This window comes from Tenacibaculum sp. nBUS_03, assembly GCF_051201695.1.
In the GTDB taxonomy this organism is placed as follows: domain Bacteria; phylum Bacteroidota; class Bacteroidia; order Flavobacteriales; family Flavobacteriaceae; genus Polaribacter.
This window is the reverse complement of record NZ_CP179214.1, coordinates 4,236,887-4,260,643: the sequence shown is the minus strand read 5'-3', so window position 1 is coordinate 4,260,643 and position 23,757 is coordinate 4,236,887. Positions and strand designations below refer to the sequence as shown.

Below are 23,757 nucleotides of genomic sequence, written 5' to 3'. Positions count from 1 at the left end.
TCATGAAAAACACCATTTTATATAGTTTAATTTGTTTCTTATTGATAGGAAATATAGTTGCTCAACAAACTCCAGCTCCTAAACAAATAACTGACTACTCCATTGAAGGAGCAACAGCTCATTTAGGAAACGGAAAAATAATAGAAAACTCATTAATTATGTTTTCTAAAGGTAAAATTTCTTTTGTAGGTAGCGCCAATATGCGAATAGCAAGGCAAGGAACAGTAATTAAAGCTAAAGGGAAACATGTATACCCTGGTTTTATTGCTGCCAATAGTTCATTAGGTTTAGCTGAAATTGATGCTGTTCGTGCTACTAAAGATTACGATGAAGTAGGTAGTATGTTACCACATATAAGAGCTATTATAGCATATAATACAGAAAGTAAAGTTATAGAAACTATGCGCCCAAATGGTGTTTTAATGGCACAAATTACCCCAAGAGGTGGTAGTATATCTGGTACATCATCAGTTGTGCAATTTGATGCTTGGAATTGGGAAGATGCAAGTATCAAAACTGACGATGCTATTCATTTAAATTGGCCAAGTAACTTTAGTAGAGGTCGTTGGTGGTTAGGAGAAGATCCTGCCTTAAAGCCAAATAAAAATTATGTGAAAAATATTACAAAAATTAAAGACTATTTTAATAAGGCAAAAAGATATTTAAACAGTAAAAAAACGAGTAAAAACTTGCCTTATGAAGCTCTTAAAAATGTATTTAACGGAACACAAAAAGTTTTTATTCACGTAAATGGTAAGAATAGAATAACAGATGCTGTAAATCTATTTCATGAATTAGCTATAAAAAATATAGTTATCGTTGGTGGTTTTGAAGCTGAAAAAGTTGCTCCCCTACTTACATCAAATAATATTCCAGTGATTATAGAAAGGTCACATCGTTTACCTTCTAGTGAAGATGAAGATTATGATTTACCATTTCGTTCTGCAAAAATATTAACCGATGCAGGTTTATTAGTAGGCCTAGGAATGAATGGTAGCATGGAGCGAATGAGTACAAGAAATTTACCTTTTTATGCAGGTACTTATGCTGCTTACGGGTTAACAAAAGAACAAGCTTTACAATTAATTACCCTAAATAATGCTAAGATTTTAGGTATTGATAAATTTACTGGTAGCTTGGAAGTTGGCAAAGACGCTACATTATTTATATCAGAAGGTGATGCTTTAGACATGAGAGGTAATATCCTAACAAATGCATTTATCCAAGGAAGAAAATTAAGTTTAGAAACACACCAAACAAAACTTTGGAAACGGTATACGAATAAATATAATAATTAATTTAAATTATCTCCATAAAAACGCTATTCATTAAAATGAATAGCGTTTTTTTATAAAACATAATAGTACTTTTGCAGAATGAAAATAATTAGCAGCGTACAAAATTCATATATAAAAGATCTATTAAAATTACAAGAAAAGTCACGAGAACGAAAGAAAAGAGGACTTTTTATTGTAGAAGGGCAACGTGAAATTTCTTTAGTTATTAAAGGGAATTATATCGTAGACTCAATATTATTTGTCGCTGATCTTTTTTCTAAAGATAAAATTAAAGCATTAAATATAGCTACTTCAAAATACATAGAAATCACAAAAGATATATATCAGAAACTAGCATATAGAGATTCTACTGAAGGAATAATCGCAGTAGTAAAAACAAAAGACTTTGAGTTAGACAAAATTCAATTTAAGACTCCTACCCCACTTGTCTTAGTATTAGAAGGAATTGAAAAACCTGGGAATTTAGGCGCAATGTTACGAACTGCAGATGCAGCAAAATTAGATGCTGTTTTTATAGCTGATCCTAAAACCGATATGTTTAATCCAAATATTATTCGTTCAAGCATAGGTTGCTTATTTACAAATCAAATAGCGGTTGGAAACTCTGAAGATATTTCAAATTTCCTAAAAAAGAAAAATATACATATATACAGCGCTACTCTTCAAAACTCAAATGAATATCACAAAAATGATTATACCAAAGCGACAGCTATGGTTGTTGGAACTGAAGCAACAGGTCTAACTCAAATTTGGAGAGATGTAGCAACTCAAAATATTAACATACCAATGCAAGGTGAAATAGACTCTATGAATGTGTCTGTAGCTGCAGCTATTTTAACTTTTGAAGCCAAAAGGCAAAGAGGTTTTAAAATTTAATGATACACACAACAAATTACTAGATTTATTCATTAATTCCAAGACTATGAATAAACTTAGCAACATTATTATATCCAAAAAAATATCATAATTTGTCCTTTTTAATGTAAGTTTGTCTAGTTAAATTAAGAACTATCTATGACAACTTTATTAATAAACATTAAGGAATTAATACAGGTACGTGAAAACAATATAACAAAAGTAGCTGGTAAAGAAATGAATGTTTTGCCTACCCTTAAAAATGCTTTCTTACTTATTGAAAATGATAGCATTATTGATTATGGCAGCATGAAAAACATTCCTTCTTCTGCAGATAAAATTATCGACTGTGAAGGAAAAATGATTTTACCAACTTGGTGTGATTCTCATACTCATATAGTATATGCTGGAAACAGAGAACAAGAGTTCGTTGATAGGATTAATGGTTTAAGCTATGAAGAAATAGCTAATAATGGTGGAGGTATTTTAAATTCTGCTAAAAAACTTCAATCAACTTCTGAAGAAGACCTTTATGAACAATCTTCAAAACGTTTAGAAGAGGTTATTACCTTAGGTACTGGAGCTGTTGAAATTAAATCCGGCTATGGGTTAACAGTTGATGCTGAATTAAAAATGCTACGTGTAATTAAAAAATTAAAAGAAAACTATAAATTGCCAATTAAGGCTACTTTTTTAGGTGCTCATGCTTTTCCTTCAGAATATAAAAACAATAAAGAAGGGTACATTAATTTAATTATTAATGAAATGTTACCTAAAATTGCAGAAGAAAGTTTAGCCGAGTTTGTTGATGCTTTTTGTGAAACTGGCTATTTCTCAGTTGAAGATACAGAGAGAGTTTTAACAGCCGCTAAAAAATATGGTTTAACTCCTAAGGTACATGTAAATCAATTTACTACAATTGGCGGTGTAGCAATGAGCGTAAAACAAAATGCTTTATCTGTTGATCATTTAGAGGTAATGAATGTAGAAGATATTAAAGCGCTTCAAGGTTCTGAAACAATGCCTGTAGCTCTCCCTTCATGTTCATATTTTTTAAGCATACCTTATACACCTGCTAGAGATATCATTAATGCCAATTTACCATTGGCTTTAGCTACTGACTTTAATCCTGGTTCCACACCTTCAGGGAACATGAATTTTGTTGTAGCTACCGCTTGTATTAAAATGAAAATGACACCAGAAGAAGCTATCAATGCTGCTACTATTAATGGTGCTTATGCAATGAATTTAGCAGATAAAGTAGGAAGCATCACAAAAGGGAAAAAAGCAAATTTTATTATTACCAAAGAAATTCCTTCATATGGTTTTATACCGTATAGTTTCGGTTCTAACCTAATAGATTCTGTATACATTAACGGTGAAAAAATATAAAAATGCTACATCTTTTTACACAACAAGCAATTGCTAATTTCACTAATACTAGAAATGGTGAAACGAAATTAGGTGAATGTGTTTCAGTTATTAATTCAAAGAAAACATTAAGGGAAGAATTAATTGAATCATCAACTAAATTTGTTCTTTTAGGCATTCCAGAAGATATTGGTGTTCGCATGAATGGAGGAAATGGTGGTGCACATACAGCGTTTATTCCTGCTATAAAAGCTTTTTTAAACACACAGCAAAATCAATTTATTGACGGAAATAAAATACTCGTTTTAGGTTATTTAGATTGTTTAGATGATGTTATAAATTTTGATAGTAATGATAGAGAGAAAGGTGATTTATTAGTTAAAAAAATTGATCAAGAGGTATCTAGTCTTATTCAATTAATTGTTGAAAGTGGAAAGATCCCAATTATAGTTGGTGGTGGACATAACAATGCATATGGGAATATCAAAGGACTGTCAGAAGCTAGTAAGCAAGCTGTAAATGTTATTAATTTAGATGCACACACTGATTTACGCCGTTTAGAAGAACGTCACAGTGGTAATGGCTTTTCATATGCCATACATGAAAACTATCTCGATAAATATTTTATGTTTGGTTTACACGAAAACTATACTCCGCAATATGTTTTTGACATGATTCATAATAACATGAAACTAGAGTATAATACATTTGAAGAATTAGAAGTATATGCAATTGCTAATTTCAAAAATGAATTACAACGAGCTAAAAATTTTATTGAGAATAAACCTTTTGGTATTGAAATAGATTTAGATTGCGTTCAACATTTTCCTAGTAGCGCTATGACACCTAGTGGTTTTACACCTCAACAAACAAGACAATTTGTTTATAGTTTTTCTAAAAACAATAATGCGTCATATATTCACATATGTGAAGGTGCTCCAACAGTTAAAAATGACCCTACTTATGCAGTACAAGTTGGAAAATTTATTAGCTACCTAATTTCAGACTTCATAAAAGCTAAAGAAATTAATTAACTTTTTAATCAAAATCACCTTAAACATTATTATGGAAAACTACATATTATTTATGTAGTTTGCCATAATTAATAATACTCTCTTATAGGAATTTTTAATTGATTCAAGCCCTAAACTAAATAAATATCATAAGTAATTAGAGAAGTTTTCCTGAATATTCTTTTACATATTTGACTAGTAAACCTTCTTATAATACCTTTATGACAATTAATTATTTTTTAACCAATTCGATTTTTTTATTAGTTCTTGCAGTTTCTCCTCCCCATTTTGAAATTGCATCAAGTAGTGGGATTAAAGTTTTTCCAAAATCTGTTAATTGATAGTCTACCTTTAAAGGAGGTTTAGATGTATATACTTTTCTTTTTACCAAACCATCTGATTCTAATTGTTTTAGTTGTAAACTCAATGTTCTTTCTGTAATAGAAGGAATTTCTTTTCGCAACTCATTATATCTTTTTTTATTCTTTTTTAAATGAATTAAAATTACAGATTTCCATTTACCACCAATATAATACATCGTTAAACTAGTATTACAAGGAAACATTTTACCTTCTATACAATACATATTCTAAAAAATTTATACTATCCATTTTGACCGTTATTGCAAATATATATAACTATATTTAATTTTGTAGCTATAAAAAATATAGTATAAATAAAACATATAAAATAATGAGTTTTTTAAACAACATAGAAAACAGATACACTACTAAAAAATATGATCCTACTAAAAGTATTTCAGAATCAAAAATTGAAGACTTAAAAAAAATATTAAACCTTAGTCCTTCTTCAATAAATAGCCAGCCATGGAAATTTACAGTTATTACTAGGGGAAAAACAAAAAATGACCTAGCAGAACAATCTTTCTTCAACGAAACTAAAATTAAAGATGCGAGTCACCTAATAGTTTTTAGTGCCATAAACAATAGTTCCTTTTTTGAAAATCAAATAAAGTCTAATTTATCTAAAGGTGCACTTGATTATTACAATGAGTTTGTAAAGCCACTTGGCGAAACACGAATAAAAAGCTGGATGGCTAATCAAGTATATTTGGCATTAGGAATATTCTTAAGTGCATGTTCATCAATGGGCATTGATTCTTCAGCAATGGAGGGTATTAAAACAGACGAATATATTAAAATATTAAAATTAGATAATCATACTCCATTATTTGCCGTAGCAATAGGTTATCGAGATATACGTGATAATAATCAACCATCAATAAATCCAAAGTCAAGATTAAATATAGAAACTGTACTACAATCTTTATAAAAAATAAAATATACAAAATATGAAAAAAATTCTTGTAACAATAATAACTTTAATAGCAATTATTCAAATAAGTTTCGGGCAAGAAAACCTTGAAATCGTTGCCGAACTAGATAAAAGACCAGGAAATGTAGCTGTTGGTAATAAAGGGCGTGTATTTGTAACTTTGCACCCCTTAGGAAGTTCCAAAATGCAGCTTATTGAAATTACTGGAAAATCCAGTTATAAACCTTATCCAAATAAAAAAATACAAAACGTTACTAATGCGCCAAACGATAGTAAATTTGACACCCCATTAGGTATTGTGGTTGATAAAGACAATTGGATTTGGGTAATAGATATGGGGTTAAATTTAGGAAAAACTCGTCTTTTTGCTTTTGACATAGCAACAGGTAAACAAGTTTTTAGATATAACTTGTCTAAAAAAATAGCTCCTAAAGGAAGTTTTATTCAAGATTTAGCTGTTGATAAAGAGAATGGTTGGGTTTATTTAGCTGATATTGCTAATCCAGGAATTATAGCTATAAATATTAAAAACAATACTGCAAGAAGACTTACTCATAAAAGCGTTGAAGCTGAGAACGTAGATATGATTATCAAAGGTAAAAAAATTCATTTTGGAGGAAAACCAGCGCGTGTAGCGATTAATCCAATAACATTAAGCGCTGATAATGAAACCTTATTTTATGGTGCAATGAATGGAACCACATGGTATAAATTGCCAACTAAATTATTTAGAGAAGGACGTAATGATTATTCAATCTCAAAACAAATAAAAGTTGTTGGACCCAAACCAGTTTCTGATGGAGCAACCATAGATTTAAATGGAAACCATTATTTTACAAACCCACAGAATTTTGGTATTGATATACTTACAAATAATGGGGAGCTAAAACCTTTACTCAGGAACAAAAAAATAGACTTTCCTGATAATGTAAGATTTGGCCCTAATGGATGGTTATACATTGCAGTAAATCAATTATACAAAACACCTGCCTTTACAGGTAACAAGGACTTAGGGAAAGCTCCTTATTATATTTTTAGAACCAAAGTATACTAACATAAGCACATCTATTTATAATAAAACAAGTCGCAGTAATTTGAAATTACTGCGACTATATTCAGAAAGGGGAAAACGGCAATAATCATTAAGCCTTAGTTTAATTAAAAAGTTTAGTAGTACTTTTTATGATTTAAACATAAACTAGTAGCTTAATTCTTTTATAAATCATCAATCTAGCTATCAATTTTTATCACCCGCATAAATCATTCAACAAATAAATAATCATAAAAAACTCTAAGTTTTTGTGAATTTTCTTTTAGATGTTTTCACTATATAAACTTTTATGAATGATCACTATACGTTAATAATTCATTTTTTTATTATTTCTTATAGTTTTTCCAATTCTACTCATCTATACTAGATGAAATGAATACTATTTATAATTATTAATATTTAAAAGTGAAATCTACCACTACAGGATGATGGTCAGAGATATCTCCAGAATATCCACTTCCACTATGTGCTTTCAATGGAGTCACTTTCATCTGAGGTCTTCCTTCAGGCTGCTTATAATCTCTAGAATACACCACGAAATCTAATGTATTATTATACAATTGATCTGCCCCCTCTTCTTTAAGATATGTGTTTTTAACGACTGAATTTTTATAAGAATAACTAGCTTCATCGTGATCTACTGCTCCTGTATATTCTATATTTGGAAAATTTAAATGCGAGTTTAAAATATTCAACATCACAGATTTCTCACTATGTTCTGTATTCATATCTCCAGCAAATATAATAGGTTCATTCCTACTTATATTCCTGTTTGTAGCTAGAACAAATGCAAAATCAGCCATTTCAAGAAATTGTTTTACTCTGATTTCTTCTTCAGAACCTAATGAATCTGAATTTGTATGGGTTCCAAAAATATGAAATCTTTCTCCATCTTTTCGAATTGCAGCATAGCTTACTCCTTTATTTGCTAATCCTTCAACATATGTTTTTGCTACCCAAATATGTTCAGCTGTATCTTCAATTGGGTATTTACTGAAAATTCTAATCCCTCCATTAACATTGGTAATGTCTACTCCACAATCTCCTGAATGAATACCATAACAGCTACTACCTAAGAGTCTAGTTCTGTGTGGATATATTGATTTAAAATCATTTGAGTTTAATACGTCACGTATTTTATTATTAAATGCTTCTTGAATAACCAAAACATCTGGAGTTTCATTTCGTCGTTGTAGATCTTGAAATTTTGCTGCAAAAGCCCTTGCTCTTTCTGCTTCTTTATAACCATATCCACCAAGATCTATAGTTGACTGTGGTAATTGATAAACATTGTAGCTCATTACACTCAATTTAACTGTTTTCTGTTGCCTTGCTCTTGAACTTGTACTTATGGGATTAGCGATGTCAGTATCTTCTTCAACTTGACAAGAGTAAAAAGTTATTACTGATAACGCAATTACGAGTGACTTAATTAAAGTCATTTTTTTAATTTCTAGAAAAAAATTCATTTTATATTTGTTTATTTTAAGGTTTGTAGGACAAAGAAACTAAGACTTAAGGTTTAAAACCTGTGCCTTTTAGCACAACTGCTAAATTTATTTAGTCAATAAAAGACTTGTTTATTGTATGATAGAAATTCTTTAGTTTTTGATCAAGGAAAGTTATTTATTGTTTAGCTGGCTAACTAACTGATATTTAGAACAATTATGATTTCAATAGTCGTTCAAAACTAGAATAGAAATCTAAAATAAAGCTATTATTTATTATGAAGTTTTCATAAATCCTTATAGTTGATAATATTAATGGCAAGGGTATCTTAAGAGTTTAGCAACCTTATGTATCTATGAATTGTGCTAAAAAACTACAGTGAAAATAATAAGGTAAGCTTTAGTATACTTTAAAGAAAAAACAAAAAAGTATTTCTCTTATTTACACTCTTAGTATAGCTTAGTTAAATGCTAAGGAAACAAGTATTTCTCTATAGTCTTAATTTAATTGGAAGCATTAGCTATTGACATCCTTATTTATGTATATTACCAAAAGGTTTTAATAGTATTGTTGAGAATGATTATTTATTAAAATGAATAAAAGAAAACAGACACTAACCATATAACTCTATTAATTCATTTTAACATTTGAATTTTTTTTTGTCTAAGACGCAATTTACCGCTTGCTTCTAATTTTTTAAGCAATCTAGAAATAACTTCTCTTGTTGTTCCCAATTCTTTAGCTAAATCTTGATGTGATTTATATACAACATCCTCTTTAGTCTTAGAGATAAGATAATCAAGCAAGCGATCTTTTAATGGCTTAAACGCCAAATTTGCATATTGATGAATTAAGTGATCGTAACTTTTTATAAAAGTATTTATAACAAAGTTATTCCATGATTTATAGTTATAACTCCAATCTTTTACGAATCTAATAGGTATGTTTAATATGATAGATTTTTCTTCAACAATAGCATTAACAGTGCTTTTACAATCTTCAAAACAAGCGGAAAGCGATAATGTACAACTTTCCATTGTTTTCACATAATAAATAAGAATTTCACGGTCTTCACTTTCTTGATAAACTCTAACTCTTCCTTCTAAAACAATTTTTAATACTTTTATATAATTATTGTTTTTAATAAGAAAATCACCTTTTTTGTGTTCTGTTATTATAGCGTTTTTACGAATTTCATTTTGAAGTTCTTTTTCATAAACCCCAAGTTGTTTAAAGAAAACATCTAGCATTTAATTGTGTATATTAATTTGTAAATAATGTGATAATGTAATATTTAGTTGTGTAATCTAAGAACTGATTTCACATTCAAAAGCTCACGATAAATAGATAAAATGTGGGTGAAAAGATTAAGTCACTTAACCAACAAGTGAGGAAAACAGCCTATAAGTTTTCATACACTTTTTTGACTAATAATAATTACATCTTTATTTTTTGATATCAATAATAACTTTTCCTTTAGCATGTCTTTTTTTCACATAAAGTAGCGCATTTAAAGTATCACTTAAAGGAAATACTTTATCAATAGTAGCTTTTACTTTTCCTGATTCTACTAGTTTTTTAATTTCATTAAGTTGTTTTGCATTTGCTTTCATTAAAACTAAACTATAGTATGCAGACTTTTTCTTTATTTGTGTTGTTATTCTTCTTCTTTTCCAAGCTAAAAACAAAGAAGATAACACCCCTATTTTCATTCGACTTACAGTTTCTTTATCAATAGGCCCTACAAGCGATATTACTTTTCCTCCTTTTTTTATTACCTTAAAAGCATCTTTAGTGAATTGATTTCCTAGTGTGTCTAAAACCATATCAACACCTTGTACAATTGCGGTGTAATCTTCAGTTTTATAGTCTATAACTTTATCAGCTCCAAGTTTTTTTACCCAATTTACATTTTCGGTACTTGTTGTGGTATACACATAAGCTTTAATAGATTTTGCATATTGAATTGCAAAAGAACCAACTCCTCCTGAACCTGCATGAATAAGAATTTTATCTCCAGCTTTTAACCTCCCACGTCTTAAAGACTGAATTGCAGTAAGTCCTACTAATGGTAAGCTTGCGGCTTCCTTGAATGTTATATTTTGAGGTTTTAAATTAATAAGCCTTTGATTTACAGCAACAAATTCTGAAAAAGCTCCTTGTTTATTTACTTTTAAAAAAACCTCATCTCCAACATTAAAATTAATAACATTTTCACCTTTATCTATGATAATTCCGCTAACATCATATCCTAAAGTTGTTGGTAAATTAAAATTACTAATACTTTTTAATTTACCTTCAATTACTTTTATATCTATTGGATTTACGCTCGAGGCATAAGTTTCAATAAGCACCTCTTCTTTGTTAATAGTTGGTTTTTCAATTTCAGAAATTTTTACATTTTTAGAGATTGTTCCGTAACCTGTAAATTGTACTGCTCTCATTTTTATGCTTCTTTATTAAATATTTTCCATACTAACATCGCTGATATTGCACCTAATGTTGGAGCTATAATGTAAATCCAAAGTGTTGAAATATTACCGGTTGAAATCGCGGGTGCTATACTTCTTGCTGGATTAAATGATCCACCTGAGATTGGCCCTGCAACTAAAATAATTCCAGTAACAACTAATCCAATTATAAGCCCTGCTACATTTGAAAATTCTTTTTTTGATGCTACTCCTAAAACTGTAATCATTAAAAAAAACGTTAAAACGAGTTCTATTATAAATGATTGAGCTAAATCACCAGAAGGAATTGTACTTCCTAATGTTACAGCTTTAGGAAAAATAATTTTTAAAATTGTACTTGCCAAAATAGCTCCAAGAATTTGTGCCAAAATATAAAAGGCAACCTCTCTTTTAGGAGTAATTTTCCCTACTGCTAAAGCGATAGTTACAGATGGATTAATATGTGCACCTGAAAAGCTTCCAAAAACGTAAATCATGGCACTAATAATTAATCCAAAAACTAAAGAAATGCCTAACAACCCTAAACTTCCATTAGTTTGCTCGTTTATAATAATTGCTCCTGTACCACAAAAAACTAAAGCAAACGTACCAATGCCTTCAGCTATATATTTTTTCATATTCTTTTAATTGTTAGATAACTACTACGACCAATATCCCAGTTCCAAAACTAATAGGTAAATTATTTCCTATTCTTATGTCAATTGGTACTCCTAAAACAATACTTGATGTTTCTGTTTTTAAAAGACTTTTAAGAATAGAAAAACTCATTCCATACCTACCCTTTATCTCAAAAGCTGCTCGTATACCATAAGTAAACTTTTTACTATGTAACAAAACACCTGGTAAAATAGCTACATTGGTTAATGATGAAGAATCTCTATTGAATGTAATTACTGGGTCTAATTCAATAGAATATGAGAATTTATCAGATTTGTTAAAATTAAATCCAAATGGGAAAACCAAAGTAGTTGAGTTATTAAAATTTGTTGAAAATCCATCTTTAGTAAAAGATGTTATCGGAACTGCTCCTCCAATAAAACCTGATACATTTGGGTATTTTATTTGTTCTTTTTCTTGTGAAAACACAGTACTCACAAAACTGATTGATAATAGTGTGATTATTATTAATTTCATTTTTAACATAATAAAAAAACAGGAGGAAAATTACTCATACCTCCTGTTCTATTGTTTTTTTAAAATTAGATAGCTAATGCTCCAGCTTCTGCAACGATATGGTCATTTTCTACAGAACTACCACTTACTCCAATAGCTCCAATTATTTCTCCTGCTTTGTTTTTTACTGGAACACCTCCTGGAAAAGTTATTAATCCATTATTTGAATGTTCAATATTAAACAAAGGTTGACCAGGTTGAGATAACTCTCCAATAACTCCTGTGTTCATATCAAAAAAACGAGCTGTTTTTGCTTTCTTTATTGAAATATCTAATGAACCTAACCATGCTCCATCCATACGAGAAAACGCAACAAGGTTTGCTCCTGCATCAACAACAGCAATGTTCATTTTTGTATCTATTTCTTTAGATTTCGTTTTTGCTACTGAAATAATTTTTTCAGCTTGTGCTAATGTAATATTCATAATTTTCTATTTTAATATTGTTTTAATTTTTTACAAAAATACTACTGGAGTCATCGTATTACATTACTAAAACAGTTCATTAAATTATGAAAACAGGTCAATTTTATCTAAGCTATCAAGCCATGAGGATCAATTACAAACTTTTTAGCAACTCCTTTATCAAATTCAGCATATCCTTTTGGAGCATCTTTTAAACTTATCACCTCTACATTAACTGCCTTAGCAATATCAATTCTATCATACAAAATAGCATTCATAAGTTGTCTATGATACTTCATTACTGGACATTGTCCAGTATGAAAAGAGTGTGATTTTGCCCAACCTAAACCAAATCGAATCTTTAGGCTTCCTTGTTTAGCTTCACTAGCCTTAGCACCAGGGTCTTCAGTAACATATAGCCCTGGAATCCCTATCTGACCACCAGCTCTAGTTATAGCCATAGCCTGATTAAGAACAACAGCTGGTTTTTCTTCAAAAGACTTACCACTATGACTAACAGCCTCGAAACCAACACAATCAATAAAACAATCTACTTCAGGAATACCAACAATCATAGCTATTTGTTCTTCTATTGGAATACCATTTGCAAGGTTAATAGTTTCGCATCCAAAAGTTCTTGCATGTGCTAATCTTTCTTGATTTAAATCTCCAATAATAACAACCGCTGCTCCTAATAAATGACAACTAGCTGCTGCGGCTAAACCTACTGGTTCAGCCCCAGCAATATATACAATAGAACCTGCCTGAACACCTGCTGTTATAGCTCCATGAAACCCTGTAGGAAGAATATCTGAAAGCATTGTTAGGTCTTTTATTTTTTCCATCGCATGATCCTTATTAGGGAACTTTAATAAATTAAAATCTGCATAAGGTACCATAACATATTCTGACTGACCTCCTAGCCATCCTCCCATGTCTACATAACCATATGCGGCTCCAGGTCTTTCAGAGTTTACATTTAAACAGATTCCTGTTAGTCCCTGTTTACAGTTTCTACATCGTCCACAAGCAATATTAAAAGGAACGGAAACAAGATCTCCTTTTTTTATGAATTCAACATCATTACCACATTCGATAACTTCACCAGTTATTTCATGTCCTAAAATTAAACCTGCCGAAGCTGTTGTTCTACCTCTAACCATATGTTGGTCTGAACCACAAATATTTGTAGAAACTACTTTTAATATAACTCCATGTTCGCACTTCCTATCACCTAAAGCTAGTTTAGGATAGTTTATTTCTCTCACTTCTACTTGTCCTTGTCCGACATAAGTGACACCGTGATTTTTACACATAATAAATATTTTTTAAGTTTTTAAAGTCTCACAAAAATATTCGTCCGCTTACAAAAGCATTTATGAAAATAGGTCAAATTTTAGAAGTTCTATTCTGAACTAGAAATACACTATTACTGACATAAATCCTTTATAAAATCACTTAGAAAATTCTAGATAGAAAATCCTTTTTTAAACCTAGTTTTAAATACTTTAGTTACAGAATATTTAATTTTAGAAAGAATTTTAGTATGCCTAAAAATAAAATCATGATTTCAAATTACATTAATTAAAACGGAATTAATTTAAGAAATTAGTTCTCCTCCTTTATCTCCACTACCAGGACCTAATTTAATTACTTTATCAGCAGAATCAATTAACGTTTTATTATGTTCAATAAACAATACAGTATTTCCTTCATCAACTAATAATTGAAAAACATTTATTAATTGTACGTTATCAAAGTAATGAAGACCAATACTTGGTTCGTCAAAAAGATATAAAGTTTTTCCTTTCTTCTTTTGCATCATAGATACTGAAAGTTTCAATCGTTGAGATTCTCCACCTGACAGTGTATTTGCTGATTGTCCTAAAACTAAGTGCCCAATTCCTACTTGTTTCAATATATGTAACTGTTCCAAGATAATTTTTTCTTTTTTAAAAAAATCGATTGCTTCAACTACAGTCATTTTCAACACTTCTCCTATTGAATACTGATTATATTTACAGGCTAAAATATCATCATTATACCGCATACCTTTACAAGTGTCACATAGTAGCCATATATCACTCATAAAGTCCATACTGGTTTTTACTTTACCATATCCAGCACAAGTACTACATTTTCCACTTTTACTTTGATAAGAAAAGTCAGCTTTTTTTAATCCTTCCTTTTTAGCAAATTCGGTTCTTGAAAATATTATTTTTAAACTATCAATAATTCCAGTATATACTGCAGGGGTACCAAGCCTATTTTGAATTAAAATTTTCTGATCAATTAGTAATATATCATCAAATTGATCAAGCCCTTTTAACGAATAACAATTTACTGGTTTGCTTTTCAACCAAGAAGTAAATAATACATCTTTAATCAAACTAGATTTTCCACTTCCAGAAACACCCGTAATCGCTATTATTTGTCCTGAATAAAATAATACATCTATTTTTTTAAGATTATTAGCAAAAGCTCCTTTTATTTCAAAAGCAGCACCTTTACTATTATGTGTTTTCTTTATACTATTTTTATTTATATCAAATAATTTACAAGTAATTAGCTGCTTTAACTTTTTAACACCATCAATCTTGCCTTGGTATAGTACTTCACCTCCAAAACTACCAGAACCTGGCCCCATTTCAATAAGATAATCAGCTTTTTTGATAAATGAAATGTCATGTTCAACAACTACAACAGTATTTCCGTTTGCTACAATTTTTTTTAATAGTTTTGATAAAATAGCAACTTGTTTATCATCTAATCCTATTGTTGGTTCATCCAATACATACGTTACTCCATAAAGATGACTTGATAATTGTCCTGCCAAAGTAACCCGTTGACGCTCTCCTCCAGAAAGTGACATGACCAATCTGTTCAGGCTTAAATAACCAAGACCTAAATCTATAATCGTTCTTAATGATTCTTTTACTGATGGTAAAACTGCTTTACTAATTTCTTTTACGACATTGTCATGGTAAGTAGTTATACTATCTATTAATTTAAAACAAGACACGATGGTCAGCTTAGATATTTCATGAATATTTTTACCAAGGAATTTTATACCTAATAATTCTTGTTTTAATCGGCTTCCTTTACAAGTATAACATTCAACTTCATGCAATAAGCTCTCTAAATTCTTAATATTTTTATTGTGAATCTTTCGTTGATATTCACTATTTATATAATTACAAAAGCCTAACCATTTAGCTTTTAGTTCTTGACTTCCTGATCTTGATTTAGTTTTAAAATTCCATATAAGACTCCATATTACTTCCCCAGTCCCATAAAGAATTGTATTTTTAATAACCTCGTCTAAATCTTTCCAAGGAAGCTCCAAATTCCAATCCTTTTGTTTAGCAATCTCTTTAAGAATTGCCATAAACTGGCCATTTAAATCTGAATAATAAGCAAGGGCTTTATTGGTAGATATTGCTCCATCAAAGATTGACTTTTCTGGAAAAACAATTACCTCATCAGGATTACATTTTAGCTTTACACCAATACCCTCACAGTTTGGACAAGCTCCCAAGTGATGATTAAAAGAAAAATGTTGAGCTGTATATAATTTTTCATCACACTGAGCAATTCTAGAATACAATAATCTAAATGCATCATAAATGCCTGATAAAGTTCCTACAGTAGATCTATTCGAAGTAGCCCCCCCTCTTCTATTAACTCCAATTGCTGGACCTAAACCAGAAAAAGATTTCAATTCAGCTTTACTATTTTGTTTTAAAAAACTTCTATTGTATGTAGATAATGATTCAATGAATCGACTATTTGATTCAGCAAATAATGTATCGTATACCAAAGATGATTTTCCACTACCAGAAACTCCAGTTACAACTGTTAACTGATTTTTAGGAAAACGAACATTTATATTTTTAAGCCCATTAGTTGTTACTCCTTTTAATACTATCTCATTAGAATCAACTTTTTTTATTTCATTACTAATTTTACCTTTACTGTATTCCATAGTGGGTTTTGGAACACCCTGATAAAGAACTTCTCCTCCTTTACCTCCCCCAATAGGCCTAATTCAATGTGCCACTCACAAGCACTAATAATTGTTTGATTTTGCTCAACACAAACAATTGTATTCCCTTTACTTTGAATAGTTTTAAACAAGTTTAATAGTGACTCAATATCATCTTGATGTAAACCAATACTAGGTTCTATAATAGCATACAACGTATTACCCGTATCTTTTTTTTGTAACTGATTTGCTATTTTAATACGCTGTGCTTCACCACCAGAGAGAGTTGTTGATGATTGTCCCAAAGTTAAATATCCAAGCCCTATTTCTTGTAATGTAAAAAGTCCTTGAATTATTTTTTTATGTCCTTCGAAAAATTTTATCGCATCGTTGACCGATAACTTATAAATATCGGCAATTGACAATCCATTATATGTTACTTGAAGTGTTTCTTTATTAAATCGATCTCCATTACAGCTACCACAAATTAAATCAATAGTACCTAAAAAATGCATCCCTATTTGTGTTTTCCCAGCACCCTGACAAACTTCACATCTTCCCCCTTTGTTATTAAATGAAAAACGAGATTTAGTAAATCCTAATAATTTTGATTCAGGTTGCTTTGCATAGATATCACGAATATGGTCAGATAACCCTATATAAGTAGCTGGATTACTTCGTGGTGTTTTGCCTATTGGAGTATGATCAATATAAACTAATTTATCAATAGTGTCAATACTTTTATAACTTTCAAGTTTTGGTAGTTTTGGAGTTTTATTACCTAACTTTTCTTCTATAACTTTAATCAAGGTTTCTTTTACCAAACTGGCTTTTCCTGTACCCGATTTACCACTAACAACATTCAACTTTCCAAGCAAAAACTTAACATCTATGTACTTTAAGTTTCTTTCATGACACCCTACAAGATGGATAAAACCATTTTTAGTTTCTTTCTTTAAAACTTCCTTTAAACAAACCTTATTTATTGCTCTATATGTTGGGCTGATTTCTTTTAAGTTATTCTGCTTAATAAATTCTTCAAATGGCCCATTAAAAACGAGATTCCCTCCATTAATTCCAGCTTTAGGACCAATATCTATAATATGATCAGCATTTGTAATTGTATCTAAATTGTGCTCTACTACAATAACTGTATTTCCTTTTTTTACTAACTCTTTAAAATGATAGATTAATCGTTGATTTTCATGTTTGTGTAGGCTTATTGAAGGTTCATCAAAAATATAAAGCACACTACTCAATGGTGTTAAAATTTGATTGGCAATTCTAATACGTTGAATTTCACTCGAACGAAGTGAAAACGAAGAACGATCAATAGTTAAATGTCCCAATCCTAAATCTTCTAGTAAGTTAACTTGAGATTCTATCTTATTTACAATTTCAATAGCTACATCTCTCCAGGAATTAGTTCTTATCCATGATTTAAGTTCAGTCAACTCTAAAGTAACAATTTCCGCTATTGACTTTCCATGAACACGAACATTTAATGCCTTTTTATTTAACCGATTACCACTGCAGTCATCACAAGTTACAGCATGCACATATTTAAGAATATTAGCATTTCTATCCCTTTTTAAAATATCCGACATAATCGGTATCATTCCCTTAAAATATCCCTCTTCACGAGGTTTAGCCTTAATACCTGTCCATTTTAAACGAGACTCAAGACTATGCTTACCAAATGGCACCTTTATTTTAGTGCTACCATATAAAATAACATTTTGCTGTTTTTTAGTTAACTTATTCCATGGAACATCAACATTGAACCCTTCAGCATTGCATACTTTATTAAGTACCTCAATCGTAACTTGCGAGTACATAATATACCCATTTGGTAAAGTAGGCGCTAATGCACCTTCTCTAATGGATTTTTCAGGAAAAATAATTAAACTATTTAAATCTATTTGTTCTTCTTTTCCTATTCCATTGCAACGTTTACATTTTCCTACTTCAGAATTAAAAGAAAAAAGAGCGCGAGACAATAAAATGTTTTCACTTACTGTTCCTGTTCTTGCAAATAACAATCGTAATAAATCATAAATATCTGACATCGTTCCAACTGTAGATCGAGCATGAATTCCTGCTGTTTGTTGGCCAATAAAAATCACAGGGGAAAGACCTTCAATTTCATCTACATCAGGACGATTCAACTTACCTAAAAATTTCCTTGCAAAAGAAGGTAATGTTTCAAAGTACCTACGTTGCCCTTCTTTAGCTATTATCTCAGAAATAAGACTTGACTTTCCTGATCCTGAGACTCCACTAACCACAATAAATTTATTATGCGGAATGCGCAATGAAATATTTTTCAGATTGTTTGTTCTAGCTCCTTTAATTATTATTTCAGAAGGTGCAATTGAATTCATAAAAAAATAAAATAAGTTGTACTAACTAGAGTTCAAATTCCTTACTATTAGTAAAGAATATGTTTACTTAAAAAAGTAATTTTCATCAAGATAAAGTGTAGTATGAAAACCAACTATATCTTAAAAAGTCATTCAATATAATACTCCTAAGAAACGTATTTCGTTTTCTTTAAAGTACTCAAAATAATAAATGAAGCTAAAAAGAAAACAGCTAAACATAATACACTCCATTGCATTGAATTTGTTTTTGCATATAAAAAACCATAAACAAATGTTCCTAATACGATTGCTATTTTTTCAGTAACATCATAAAAACTAAAATATGTAGCATGATCTTCAGTTTCAGGTAATAATTTAGAATAAGTAGAGCGTGTTAATGATTGAATAGCGCCTTGTACCAATCCTAATAAACCTCCTAGTCCATAAAAATAGAATCCGACGTTTTCTTGATTTTTATCTAATAAAAAAGCACAAAAACAAACAAGAGTCCATATTCCCAAAGTAACTTTTAAAGCTTTTATGTTTCCCCACTTTTCAGATAAACGAGAAAACAACGCCGCACCTACTATTGCTACAATTTGTACCAATAAAATGGTTATAATCATATTTGTTGGCTCCAGCCCCAGTTCAGAAGAACCAAAAATTGCTGCCATTAAGATAATAGTTTGTACGCCGATACTTAATAAAAAGAATGAAATTAAAAAACGTTTTAATGTAGGGTATTGCTTTACTTCTTTTAATACATTTTGTAACTCTTTAAACCCCTTCCATATATAATCATTCTCAGGTTTTTTATTATAAATATCATCTGGTAAACGTTTAAATGTTATTTGAGCAAAACCTAACCACCATAAACCAACCATTACAAATGAAACGCGAGAAGCCATCCCTGAAGTAATTCCAAATACATCGGGCATCTGAATTAATACTAAGTTTACTATCAATAAAATAACAGATCCTACATATCCATAAATAAAACCTTTAGCACTGGCTCTATCTTGCTGTTCAGGCAAGGCTACCTCTGGTAAATACGCATTGTAAAAAACTAAACTAGCCCAAAAACCAATACTTGCTAAAATTGTAAAAACTATCCCAACCCAAACAGTATCTATACTATCAAAAAAATATAAACTCATTACAGATAGTGCTCCCATCCAACAGAAAAATTTCATAAACTTTTTCTTACTTCCTGTATAGTCTGCTATACCAGATAAAATAGGGGAAATAAACGCCACCACTAAAAATGAAAAGGATAAAGCATAGCTATACAAGCTATCTGGATGCTCCCAAGTAATTCCTAAAAATAACACTGAATTTCCATCGGAAATTGCACTATAATATAGCGGAAAAACTGCTGTACTAATTACTAATGAATATACTGAGTTTGCCCAGTCATAAAAAGCCCAAGCATTGATTAATTTCTTATCACCTATTTTATACATAATCTTATAAATAAAAAAACCGTTCGATAAATCGAACGGATTGCAATATAGTATATTTAAAAATTATATTTTACTTTTTAACTGGTACATTATACTTTGCTGCTAAACTTCTCGCTTCAGGCAAAAAGGCTCTTAATGTTTGAATACGTGTTTCATTTGAAGGATGCGTACTTAAAAACTCTGGCTGAGATTTACCTGACCCAGCACGTTTACTCATTCTAACCCATACTTCAGCTGCCTCTTCTCCTTTATAACCTGCCATAATCATAAAAACCAAGCCTAATTTATCTGCTTCCGTTTCATGTGTTCTACTAAAAGATAACATTCCTACTTGTGAACCAATACCATATGCCATGTTCCAAAGCTGAGAATTTTCATTATTTTTAGTTCCTAATGCAACTGCAATTCCTCCTAATTGTTGTCCATATGCACTTGTCATTCTTTCTTGGCCATGTTTTGCAAAAGCATGTGCAACTTCATGACCCATTACAGCTGCAACTCCATTCTCATTATCGCATATTGGCATAATACCAGTATAAAAGACAACTTTACCTCCCGGTAAACACCAAGCATTTACAGTTTTATCATCTACTAAATTAAACTCCCATTTATAAGAATTTGCTTCAGCAGTCATTCCATTTGCACGCATAAACCTATCAACTGCTGCTGATATTTTTTTTCCAACTCTTTTTATTTGATTTGATTTGGCTACATCTTTAGACAACTTGTTTTTTTCTAAAAAACCTTTATACTGTGCAAAACTAGCGGGTAAAACTTGAGAATCACCTACAATATTCAAACGTTTTCTTCCAGTAATTGGAACAGTACTACATTCTACAAACAGAATAGCTATGAAAACTAAAGCTAATATTTTTTTCATTACTTTTTAATTTTGTCGTGGTTTTATAAATTATGACACAAAGTAAAAGCATATGTCACAAACTATAACCAAAATTATATCTTTAAATTTACAAATTCTATCTTTAGCGTAAAAATTATCTTAATGAATTTTATAAGTATCCGTAAAAATCCTAAAAGTATAAAAATACCAAAAAGTATAACTCTTCTAGCTAATTTTTTACAAGCAATATCTTCTAATTTAGTTACTAAATTCGGTTCAAAATTATTTATTACTCCTGTTAATTTCTCTATTCCTAAAAGAGAAAAAGCACTTTATAAAAGCGCTCAAAAGAAAAAAATGTTCATTAAAACTATTGATAAAGAAATAGAAATATTATCATATGGTTACTCAAAAAAGAAAGTTTTATTTGTCCATGGCTGGGCTGGTAGAAGCACTCAACTGTTTATGACAGCTGATAAATTATTAGAGAAAGGTTATATGTTTATATCTTTTGATGGCCCTGCGCATGGAAAATCATCAGGAAAAACAACATCAATGCCTGAATTTCTAGAAGCTATTAAACAAATAAATGAAGAGTTTGGTCCGTTTGAAACGGTAATTGGACACTCATTTGGGGGACTTTGCTTGTACAATGCAGTTTCTGATGGTTTACCAGCAAAAAAACTAGTAACGATAGGTGCTGCTGATAAAATTTCTGATATTCTTTTAAATTTCACAAAAAGCTTAAAAATAAAACCTATAATAGCCAAGAAAATAAAGTATTTATATGACAAGCAATGGGGAAAAAATATTGATGAACACTCTTCTAGTATTGTTGCGAAGAACATACAAATACCAACTTTAATAATTCATGATAGTTTTGATGGAGATGTTGATGTAAGTTGTGCTTTAAACATTCGTCAAAGTATAAAAAAAGGAGAGCTTTTAATTACTAAAGGTTTAGGCCACACTAAAATTTTACGTGATAAAAATGTTACTTCTAAAATTATAGATTTCATCCAAAATAACACATGAAAAACTACATTTTAATAATTATCATAAGTCTTTTTTTGAGTTTTCCTAGTGCTGCTCAAAACAAAAAATATAAAATTTCAAAACCTAATAGTGAATGGAAAAAAATACTAACTCCAAAGCAATATTATGTTTTAAGGGAAGCAGGAACTGAAAGACCTGCCTCTAGCCCATTAAACAAAAATTATAAAAAAGGAATTTATGTATGTGCTGCCTGTAAAACACCTTTATATTTATCCAAACATAAATATGATTCTCGCTCAGGTTGGCCTTCTTTTGATAGAGCTATAAAAGGAAATGTAGAGCTAGATGTAGATTATAAAATTGGATATGCTCGTACTGAACTTAAATGTAATACTTGTGGAGGGCATTTAGGACATTCATTTAATGATGGCCCTAGTGAAACTTCTGGAAAACGCCATTGTATTAATGGTGTTGCATTAGAATTTATTCTTCAAAAATAGCTCTCACAGAACATGACTATTTTAAAAATAAAACAACTAGTAGTTTTTATTGAAAACTCTTATTTAGATAAGAATAACAAAACAGATTACGTATTATAAAACATAATAGATTAGTGCCTTCAATCAATTAAAAGAAGAACAAGGACTTGTACTGAAAAAGGGGAAAAAGACAAAGAATTGATTAATTTGTAAATATCTATAGTTATAAAGTAAGTATAATCATATACTGTGAACAAGGATGGATTATTTTTAAACATCATAAAATCATTAAAAAACAGCGGCTCAAAATATGTAATTTATATAAGAAACCAAGAATATACAGTAACTGAAGCTATAAATAGACAAATTTACCACTATCGTTATCGAATTGTACAAATTTTATTTTTAAGTAAATTGCTACAAAATGATAATTGGCAACCACTATAAATTCCTAAAACTCTTCAGAAAAATTTAATAAAACATAATCAAAAAAACATTTTACAAATGAATTATAAAATTAATACTTTTGTTTTATGCATGATTATCTTTTTACTTCAAAACGTTTAGGTTTTAGAAATTGGGAAATTTCAGATATTAACTATTTATTCGAAATAAATTCGAACATTGAAGTTATGAAATACTTCCCTTCAACAATTTCAAAAGAAGATTGTGAAAAGTTTATTCATAGAATGCAACAACAATTTATTAAAAATAAGTTTTGTTATTTTGCTGTTGACATACTAGATACTAAACAATTTATTGGTTTTATTGGTATTTCTGAACAAACATATGAAGCGTCTTTTACCCCTTCAATCGACATAGGTTGGAGATTGTCACCAAACTTTTGGGGTAAAGGATATGCTACAGAAGGAGCTAAAAAATGCATCGAGTATGGTTTTAACATTTTAGGTTTAAATGAAATCGTTTCAGTAGCGCCCATTGTAAACACTCCATCAATTACTGTTATGAAAAAAATAGGAATGACAAAAAAAGAAGAATTTAAACACCCTTTGTTAAAAGATTATCCTGCGTTAGAGAACTGTGTTTTATATACAAAAAGTAACAGTTAAAAAGTGCCTTGAGCGCTCCATTATTTAATTAACTAGCTTCCTATTCTGTTCCCCGTATTTAATTAAAACGATATTTAATAAAATTATTTCTTTTTTCTTTATTACTAGAAGTAACCTATATAAATTGTTATCGTATTAATCCTTTTTAAACAAGCTAATTGTAAATCCAAAAGCATAAC

The 23,757-nt window shown here is 30.0% G+C and carries 22 protein-coding genes; 10 read left to right on the top strand and 12 right to left on the bottom strand.

All coding sequences use genetic code 11. The features are described from left to right. Positions 1–2 precede the first annotated feature (2 nt). The 4 genes from ACMFBB_RS19360 to ACMFBB_RS19345 all read left to right on the top strand — a co-directional run bounded on the left by ACMFBB_RS19360 (position 3) and on the right by ACMFBB_RS19345 (position 4,558). Complete coding sequence (locus ACMFBB_RS19360) at positions 3–1,298, top strand: amidohydrolase family protein (RefSeq protein ID WP_435262378.1); 1,296 nt, start codon at positions 3–5, stop codon at positions 1,296–1,298. A 78-nt stretch (positions 1,299–1,376) separates the two neighbouring features. Beyond that, positions 1,377–2,174, top strand: a complete 798-nt coding sequence (locus ACMFBB_RS19355) for a TrmH family RNA methyltransferase (RefSeq protein WP_435262377.1) — start codon at positions 1,377–1,379, stop codon at positions 2,172–2,174. Between the two features lie 138 nt (positions 2,175–2,312). Next, on the top strand, positions 2,313–3,545 hold the full coding sequence (gene hutI, locus ACMFBB_RS19350) for an imidazolonepropionase (RefSeq protein WP_435262376.1): 1,233 nt from the start codon (positions 2,313–2,315) through the stop codon (positions 3,543–3,545). A gap of 2 nt (positions 3,546–3,547) precedes the next feature. Beyond that, a complete protein-coding gene (locus ACMFBB_RS19345) occupies positions 3,548–4,558 on the top strand; it encodes a formimidoylglutamase (protein WP_435262375.1) in 1,011 nt (336 codons plus the stop codon). Positions 4,559–4,769: 211 nt separating this feature from the next. On the opposite strand, the gene ACMFBB_RS19340 is transcribed toward ACMFBB_RS19345, so the two are convergent. Beyond that, entirely contained in the window at positions 4,770–5,123 is a 354-nt protein-coding gene (locus ACMFBB_RS19340; protein WP_435262374.1) for a winged helix-turn-helix transcriptional regulator, read from the bottom strand. A 107-nt stretch (positions 5,124–5,230) separates the two neighbouring features. Here ACMFBB_RS19340 and ACMFBB_RS19335 point away from each other — a divergent pair, with 107 nt between their 5' ends. Continuing rightward, positions 5,231–5,830 (top strand): NAD(P)H-dependent oxidoreductase, encoded by a 600-nt coding sequence (locus ACMFBB_RS19335; RefSeq protein ID WP_435262373.1) that lies wholly within the window; start codon positions 5,231–5,233, stop codon positions 5,828–5,830. 19 nt (positions 5,831–5,849) lie between these two features. After that, entirely contained in the window at positions 5,850–6,887 is a 1,038-nt protein-coding gene (locus tag ACMFBB_RS19330) for an L-dopachrome tautomerase-related protein (protein ID WP_435262372.1), read from the top strand. Between the two features lie 389 nt (positions 6,888–7,276). Here ACMFBB_RS19330 and ACMFBB_RS19325 read toward each other — a convergent pair whose 3' ends face one another. The 11 genes from ACMFBB_RS19325 to ACMFBB_RS19275 form a co-directional block, all read right to left on the bottom strand. Continuing rightward, the gene (locus ACMFBB_RS19325) at positions 7,277–8,353 is read right to left on the bottom strand and encodes a sphingomyelin phosphodiesterase (protein ID WP_435262371.1); all 1,077 of its coding nucleotides are present in this window, start codon (positions 8,351–8,353) and stop codon (positions 7,277–7,279) included. 615 nt (positions 8,354–8,968) lie between these two features. Then, positions 8,969–9,583 carry a Crp/Fnr family transcriptional regulator gene (locus ACMFBB_RS19320; protein WP_435262370.1) on the bottom strand — a complete coding sequence of 205 codons (615 nt, stop codon included), beginning with the start codon at positions 9,581–9,583 and terminating at the stop codon, positions 8,969–8,971. Positions 9,584–9,778: 195 nt separating this feature from the next. Then, complete coding sequence (locus ACMFBB_RS19315; protein WP_435262369.1) at positions 9,779–10,777, bottom strand: NADP-dependent oxidoreductase; 999 nt, start codon at positions 10,775–10,777, stop codon at positions 9,779–9,781. Between the two features lie 2 nt (positions 10,778–10,779). After that, entirely contained in the window at positions 10,780–11,421 is a 642-nt protein-coding gene (locus tag ACMFBB_RS19310; protein WP_435262368.1) for an MIP/aquaporin family protein, read from the bottom strand. A 13-nt stretch (positions 11,422–11,434) separates the two neighbouring features. After that, entirely contained in the window at positions 11,435–11,938 is a 504-nt protein-coding gene (locus ACMFBB_RS19305) for a hypothetical protein (protein ID WP_435262367.1), read from the bottom strand. 65 nt (positions 11,939–12,003) lie between these two features. Further along, positions 12,004–12,402 (bottom strand): GlcG/HbpS family heme-binding protein, encoded by a 399-nt coding sequence (locus ACMFBB_RS19300; RefSeq protein ID WP_435262366.1) that lies wholly within the window; start codon positions 12,400–12,402, stop codon positions 12,004–12,006. Between the two features lie 107 nt (positions 12,403–12,509). After that, on the bottom strand, positions 12,510–13,697 hold the full coding sequence (gene fdhA / locus ACMFBB_RS19295) for a formaldehyde dehydrogenase, glutathione-independent (RefSeq protein WP_435262365.1): 1,188 nt from the start codon (positions 13,695–13,697) through the stop codon (positions 12,510–12,512). A 284-nt stretch (positions 13,698–13,981) separates the two neighbouring features. Next, positions 13,982–16,366, bottom strand: a complete 2,385-nt coding sequence (locus tag ACMFBB_RS19290) for a hypothetical protein (RefSeq protein ID WP_435262364.1) — start codon at positions 16,364–16,366, stop codon at positions 13,982–13,984. Continuing rightward, the gene (locus ACMFBB_RS19285; protein WP_435262363.1) at positions 16,330–18,750 is read right to left on the bottom strand and encodes a hypothetical protein; all 2,421 of its coding nucleotides are present in this window, start codon (positions 18,748–18,750) and stop codon (positions 16,330–16,332) included. The genes ACMFBB_RS19290 and ACMFBB_RS19285 overlap by 37 nt, the downstream gene beginning before the upstream one ends. Positions 18,751–18,896: 146 nt before the next feature. Next, positions 18,897–20,192, bottom strand: a complete 1,296-nt coding sequence (locus tag ACMFBB_RS19280; protein WP_435262362.1) for an MFS transporter — start codon at positions 20,190–20,192, stop codon at positions 18,897–18,899. Positions 20,193–20,262: 70 nt separating this feature from the next. Next, a complete protein-coding gene (locus tag ACMFBB_RS19275) occupies positions 20,263–21,072 on the bottom strand; it encodes a M48 family metallopeptidase (protein ID WP_435262361.1) in 810 nt (269 codons plus the stop codon). A 123-nt stretch (positions 21,073–21,195) separates the two neighbouring features. Between ACMFBB_RS19275 and ACMFBB_RS19270 the strand changes: the two genes are divergently transcribed. The 4 genes from ACMFBB_RS19270 to ACMFBB_RS19255 all read left to right on the top strand — a co-directional run bounded on the left by ACMFBB_RS19270 (position 21,196) and on the right by ACMFBB_RS19255 (position 23,578). Next, positions 21,196–22,068 (top strand): alpha/beta hydrolase, encoded by an 873-nt coding sequence (locus ACMFBB_RS19270; RefSeq protein ID WP_435262360.1) that lies wholly within the window; start codon positions 21,196–21,198, stop codon positions 22,066–22,068. Continuing rightward, the gene (gene msrB, locus ACMFBB_RS19265) at positions 22,065–22,529 is read left to right on the top strand and encodes a peptide-methionine (R)-S-oxide reductase MsrB (RefSeq protein ID WP_435262359.1); all 465 of its coding nucleotides are present in this window, start codon (positions 22,065–22,067) and stop codon (positions 22,527–22,529) included. The genes ACMFBB_RS19270 and msrB overlap by 4 nt, the downstream gene beginning before the upstream one ends. 228 nt (positions 22,530–22,757) lie before the next feature. Next, positions 22,758–22,955, top strand: a complete 198-nt coding sequence (locus ACMFBB_RS19260; RefSeq protein WP_435262358.1) for a DUF1572 family protein — start codon at positions 22,758–22,760, stop codon at positions 22,953–22,955. 86 nt (positions 22,956–23,041) lie between these two features. Further along, entirely contained in the window at positions 23,042–23,578 is a 537-nt protein-coding gene (locus ACMFBB_RS19255) for a GNAT family N-acetyltransferase (RefSeq protein ID WP_435262357.1), read from the top strand. The last annotated feature ends 179 nt before the right edge of the window (positions 23,579–23,757 follow it).

Excerpts from the sequence above, each read along its gene's own strand:
- ACMFBB_RS19360 (WP_435262378.1), top strand. The coding sequence starts at position 3 with ATGAAAAACACCATTTTATATAGTTTAATTTGTTTCTTATTGATAGGA.
- ACMFBB_RS19355 (WP_435262377.1), top strand. The coding sequence starts at position 1,377 with ATGAAAATAATTAGCAGCGTACAAAATTCATATATAAAAGATCTATTA.
- hutI (WP_435262376.1), top strand. The coding sequence starts at position 2,313 with ATGACAACTTTATTAATAAACATTAAGGAATTAATACAGGTACGTGAA.
- ACMFBB_RS19345 (WP_435262375.1), top strand. The coding sequence starts at position 3,548 with ATGCTACATCTTTTTACACAACAAGCAATTGCTAATTTCACTAATACT.
- ACMFBB_RS19340 (WP_435262374.1), bottom strand. The coding sequence starts at position 5,123 with ATGTATTGTATAGAAGGTAAAATGTTTCCTTGTAATACTAGTTTAACG.
- ACMFBB_RS19335 (WP_435262373.1), top strand. The coding sequence starts at position 5,231 with ATGAGTTTTTTAAACAACATAGAAAACAGATACACTACTAAAAAATAT.
- ACMFBB_RS19330 (WP_435262372.1), top strand. The coding sequence starts at position 5,850 with ATGAAAAAAATTCTTGTAACAATAATAACTTTAATAGCAATTATTCAA.
- ACMFBB_RS19325 (WP_435262371.1), bottom strand. The coding sequence starts at position 8,353 with ATGAATTTTTTTCTAGAAATTAAAAAAATGACTTTAATTAAGTCACTC.
- ACMFBB_RS19320 (WP_435262370.1), bottom strand. The coding sequence starts at position 9,583 with ATGCTAGATGTTTTCTTTAAACAACTTGGGGTTTATGAAAAAGAACTT.
- ACMFBB_RS19315 (WP_435262369.1), bottom strand. The coding sequence starts at position 10,777 with ATGAGAGCAGTACAATTTACAGGTTACGGAACAATCTCTAAAAATGTA.
- ACMFBB_RS19310 (WP_435262368.1), bottom strand. The coding sequence starts at position 11,421 with ATGAAAAAATATATAGCTGAAGGCATTGGTACGTTTGCTTTAGTTTTT.
- ACMFBB_RS19305 (WP_435262367.1), bottom strand. The coding sequence starts at position 11,938 with ATGAAATTAATAATAATCACACTATTATCAATCAGTTTTGTGAGTACT.
- ACMFBB_RS19300 (WP_435262366.1), bottom strand. The coding sequence starts at position 12,402 with ATGAATATTACATTAGCACAAGCTGAAAAAATTATTTCAGTAGCAAAA.
- fdhA (WP_435262365.1), bottom strand. The coding sequence starts at position 13,697 with ATGTGTAAAAATCACGGTGTCACTTATGTCGGACAAGGACAAGTAGAA.
- ACMFBB_RS19290 (WP_435262364.1), bottom strand. The coding sequence starts at position 16,366 with ATGGAATACAGTAAAGGTAAAATTAGTAATGAAATAAAAAAAGTTGAT.
- ACMFBB_RS19285 (WP_435262363.1), bottom strand. The coding sequence starts at position 18,750 with ATGAATTCAATTGCACCTTCTGAAATAATAATTAAAGGAGCTAGAACA.
- ACMFBB_RS19280 (WP_435262362.1), bottom strand. The coding sequence starts at position 20,192 with ATGTATAAAATAGGTGATAAGAAATTAATCAATGCTTGGGCTTTTTAT.
- ACMFBB_RS19275 (WP_435262361.1), bottom strand. The coding sequence starts at position 21,072 with ATGAAAAAAATATTAGCTTTAGTTTTCATAGCTATTCTGTTTGTAGAA.
- ACMFBB_RS19270 (WP_435262360.1), top strand. The coding sequence starts at position 21,196 with ATGAATTTTATAAGTATCCGTAAAAATCCTAAAAGTATAAAAATACCA.
- msrB (WP_435262359.1), top strand. The coding sequence starts at position 22,065 with ATGAAAAACTACATTTTAATAATTATCATAAGTCTTTTTTTGAGTTTT.
- ACMFBB_RS19255 (WP_435262357.1), top strand. The coding sequence starts at position 23,042 with ATGCATGATTATCTTTTTACTTCAAAACGTTTAGGTTTTAGAAATTGG.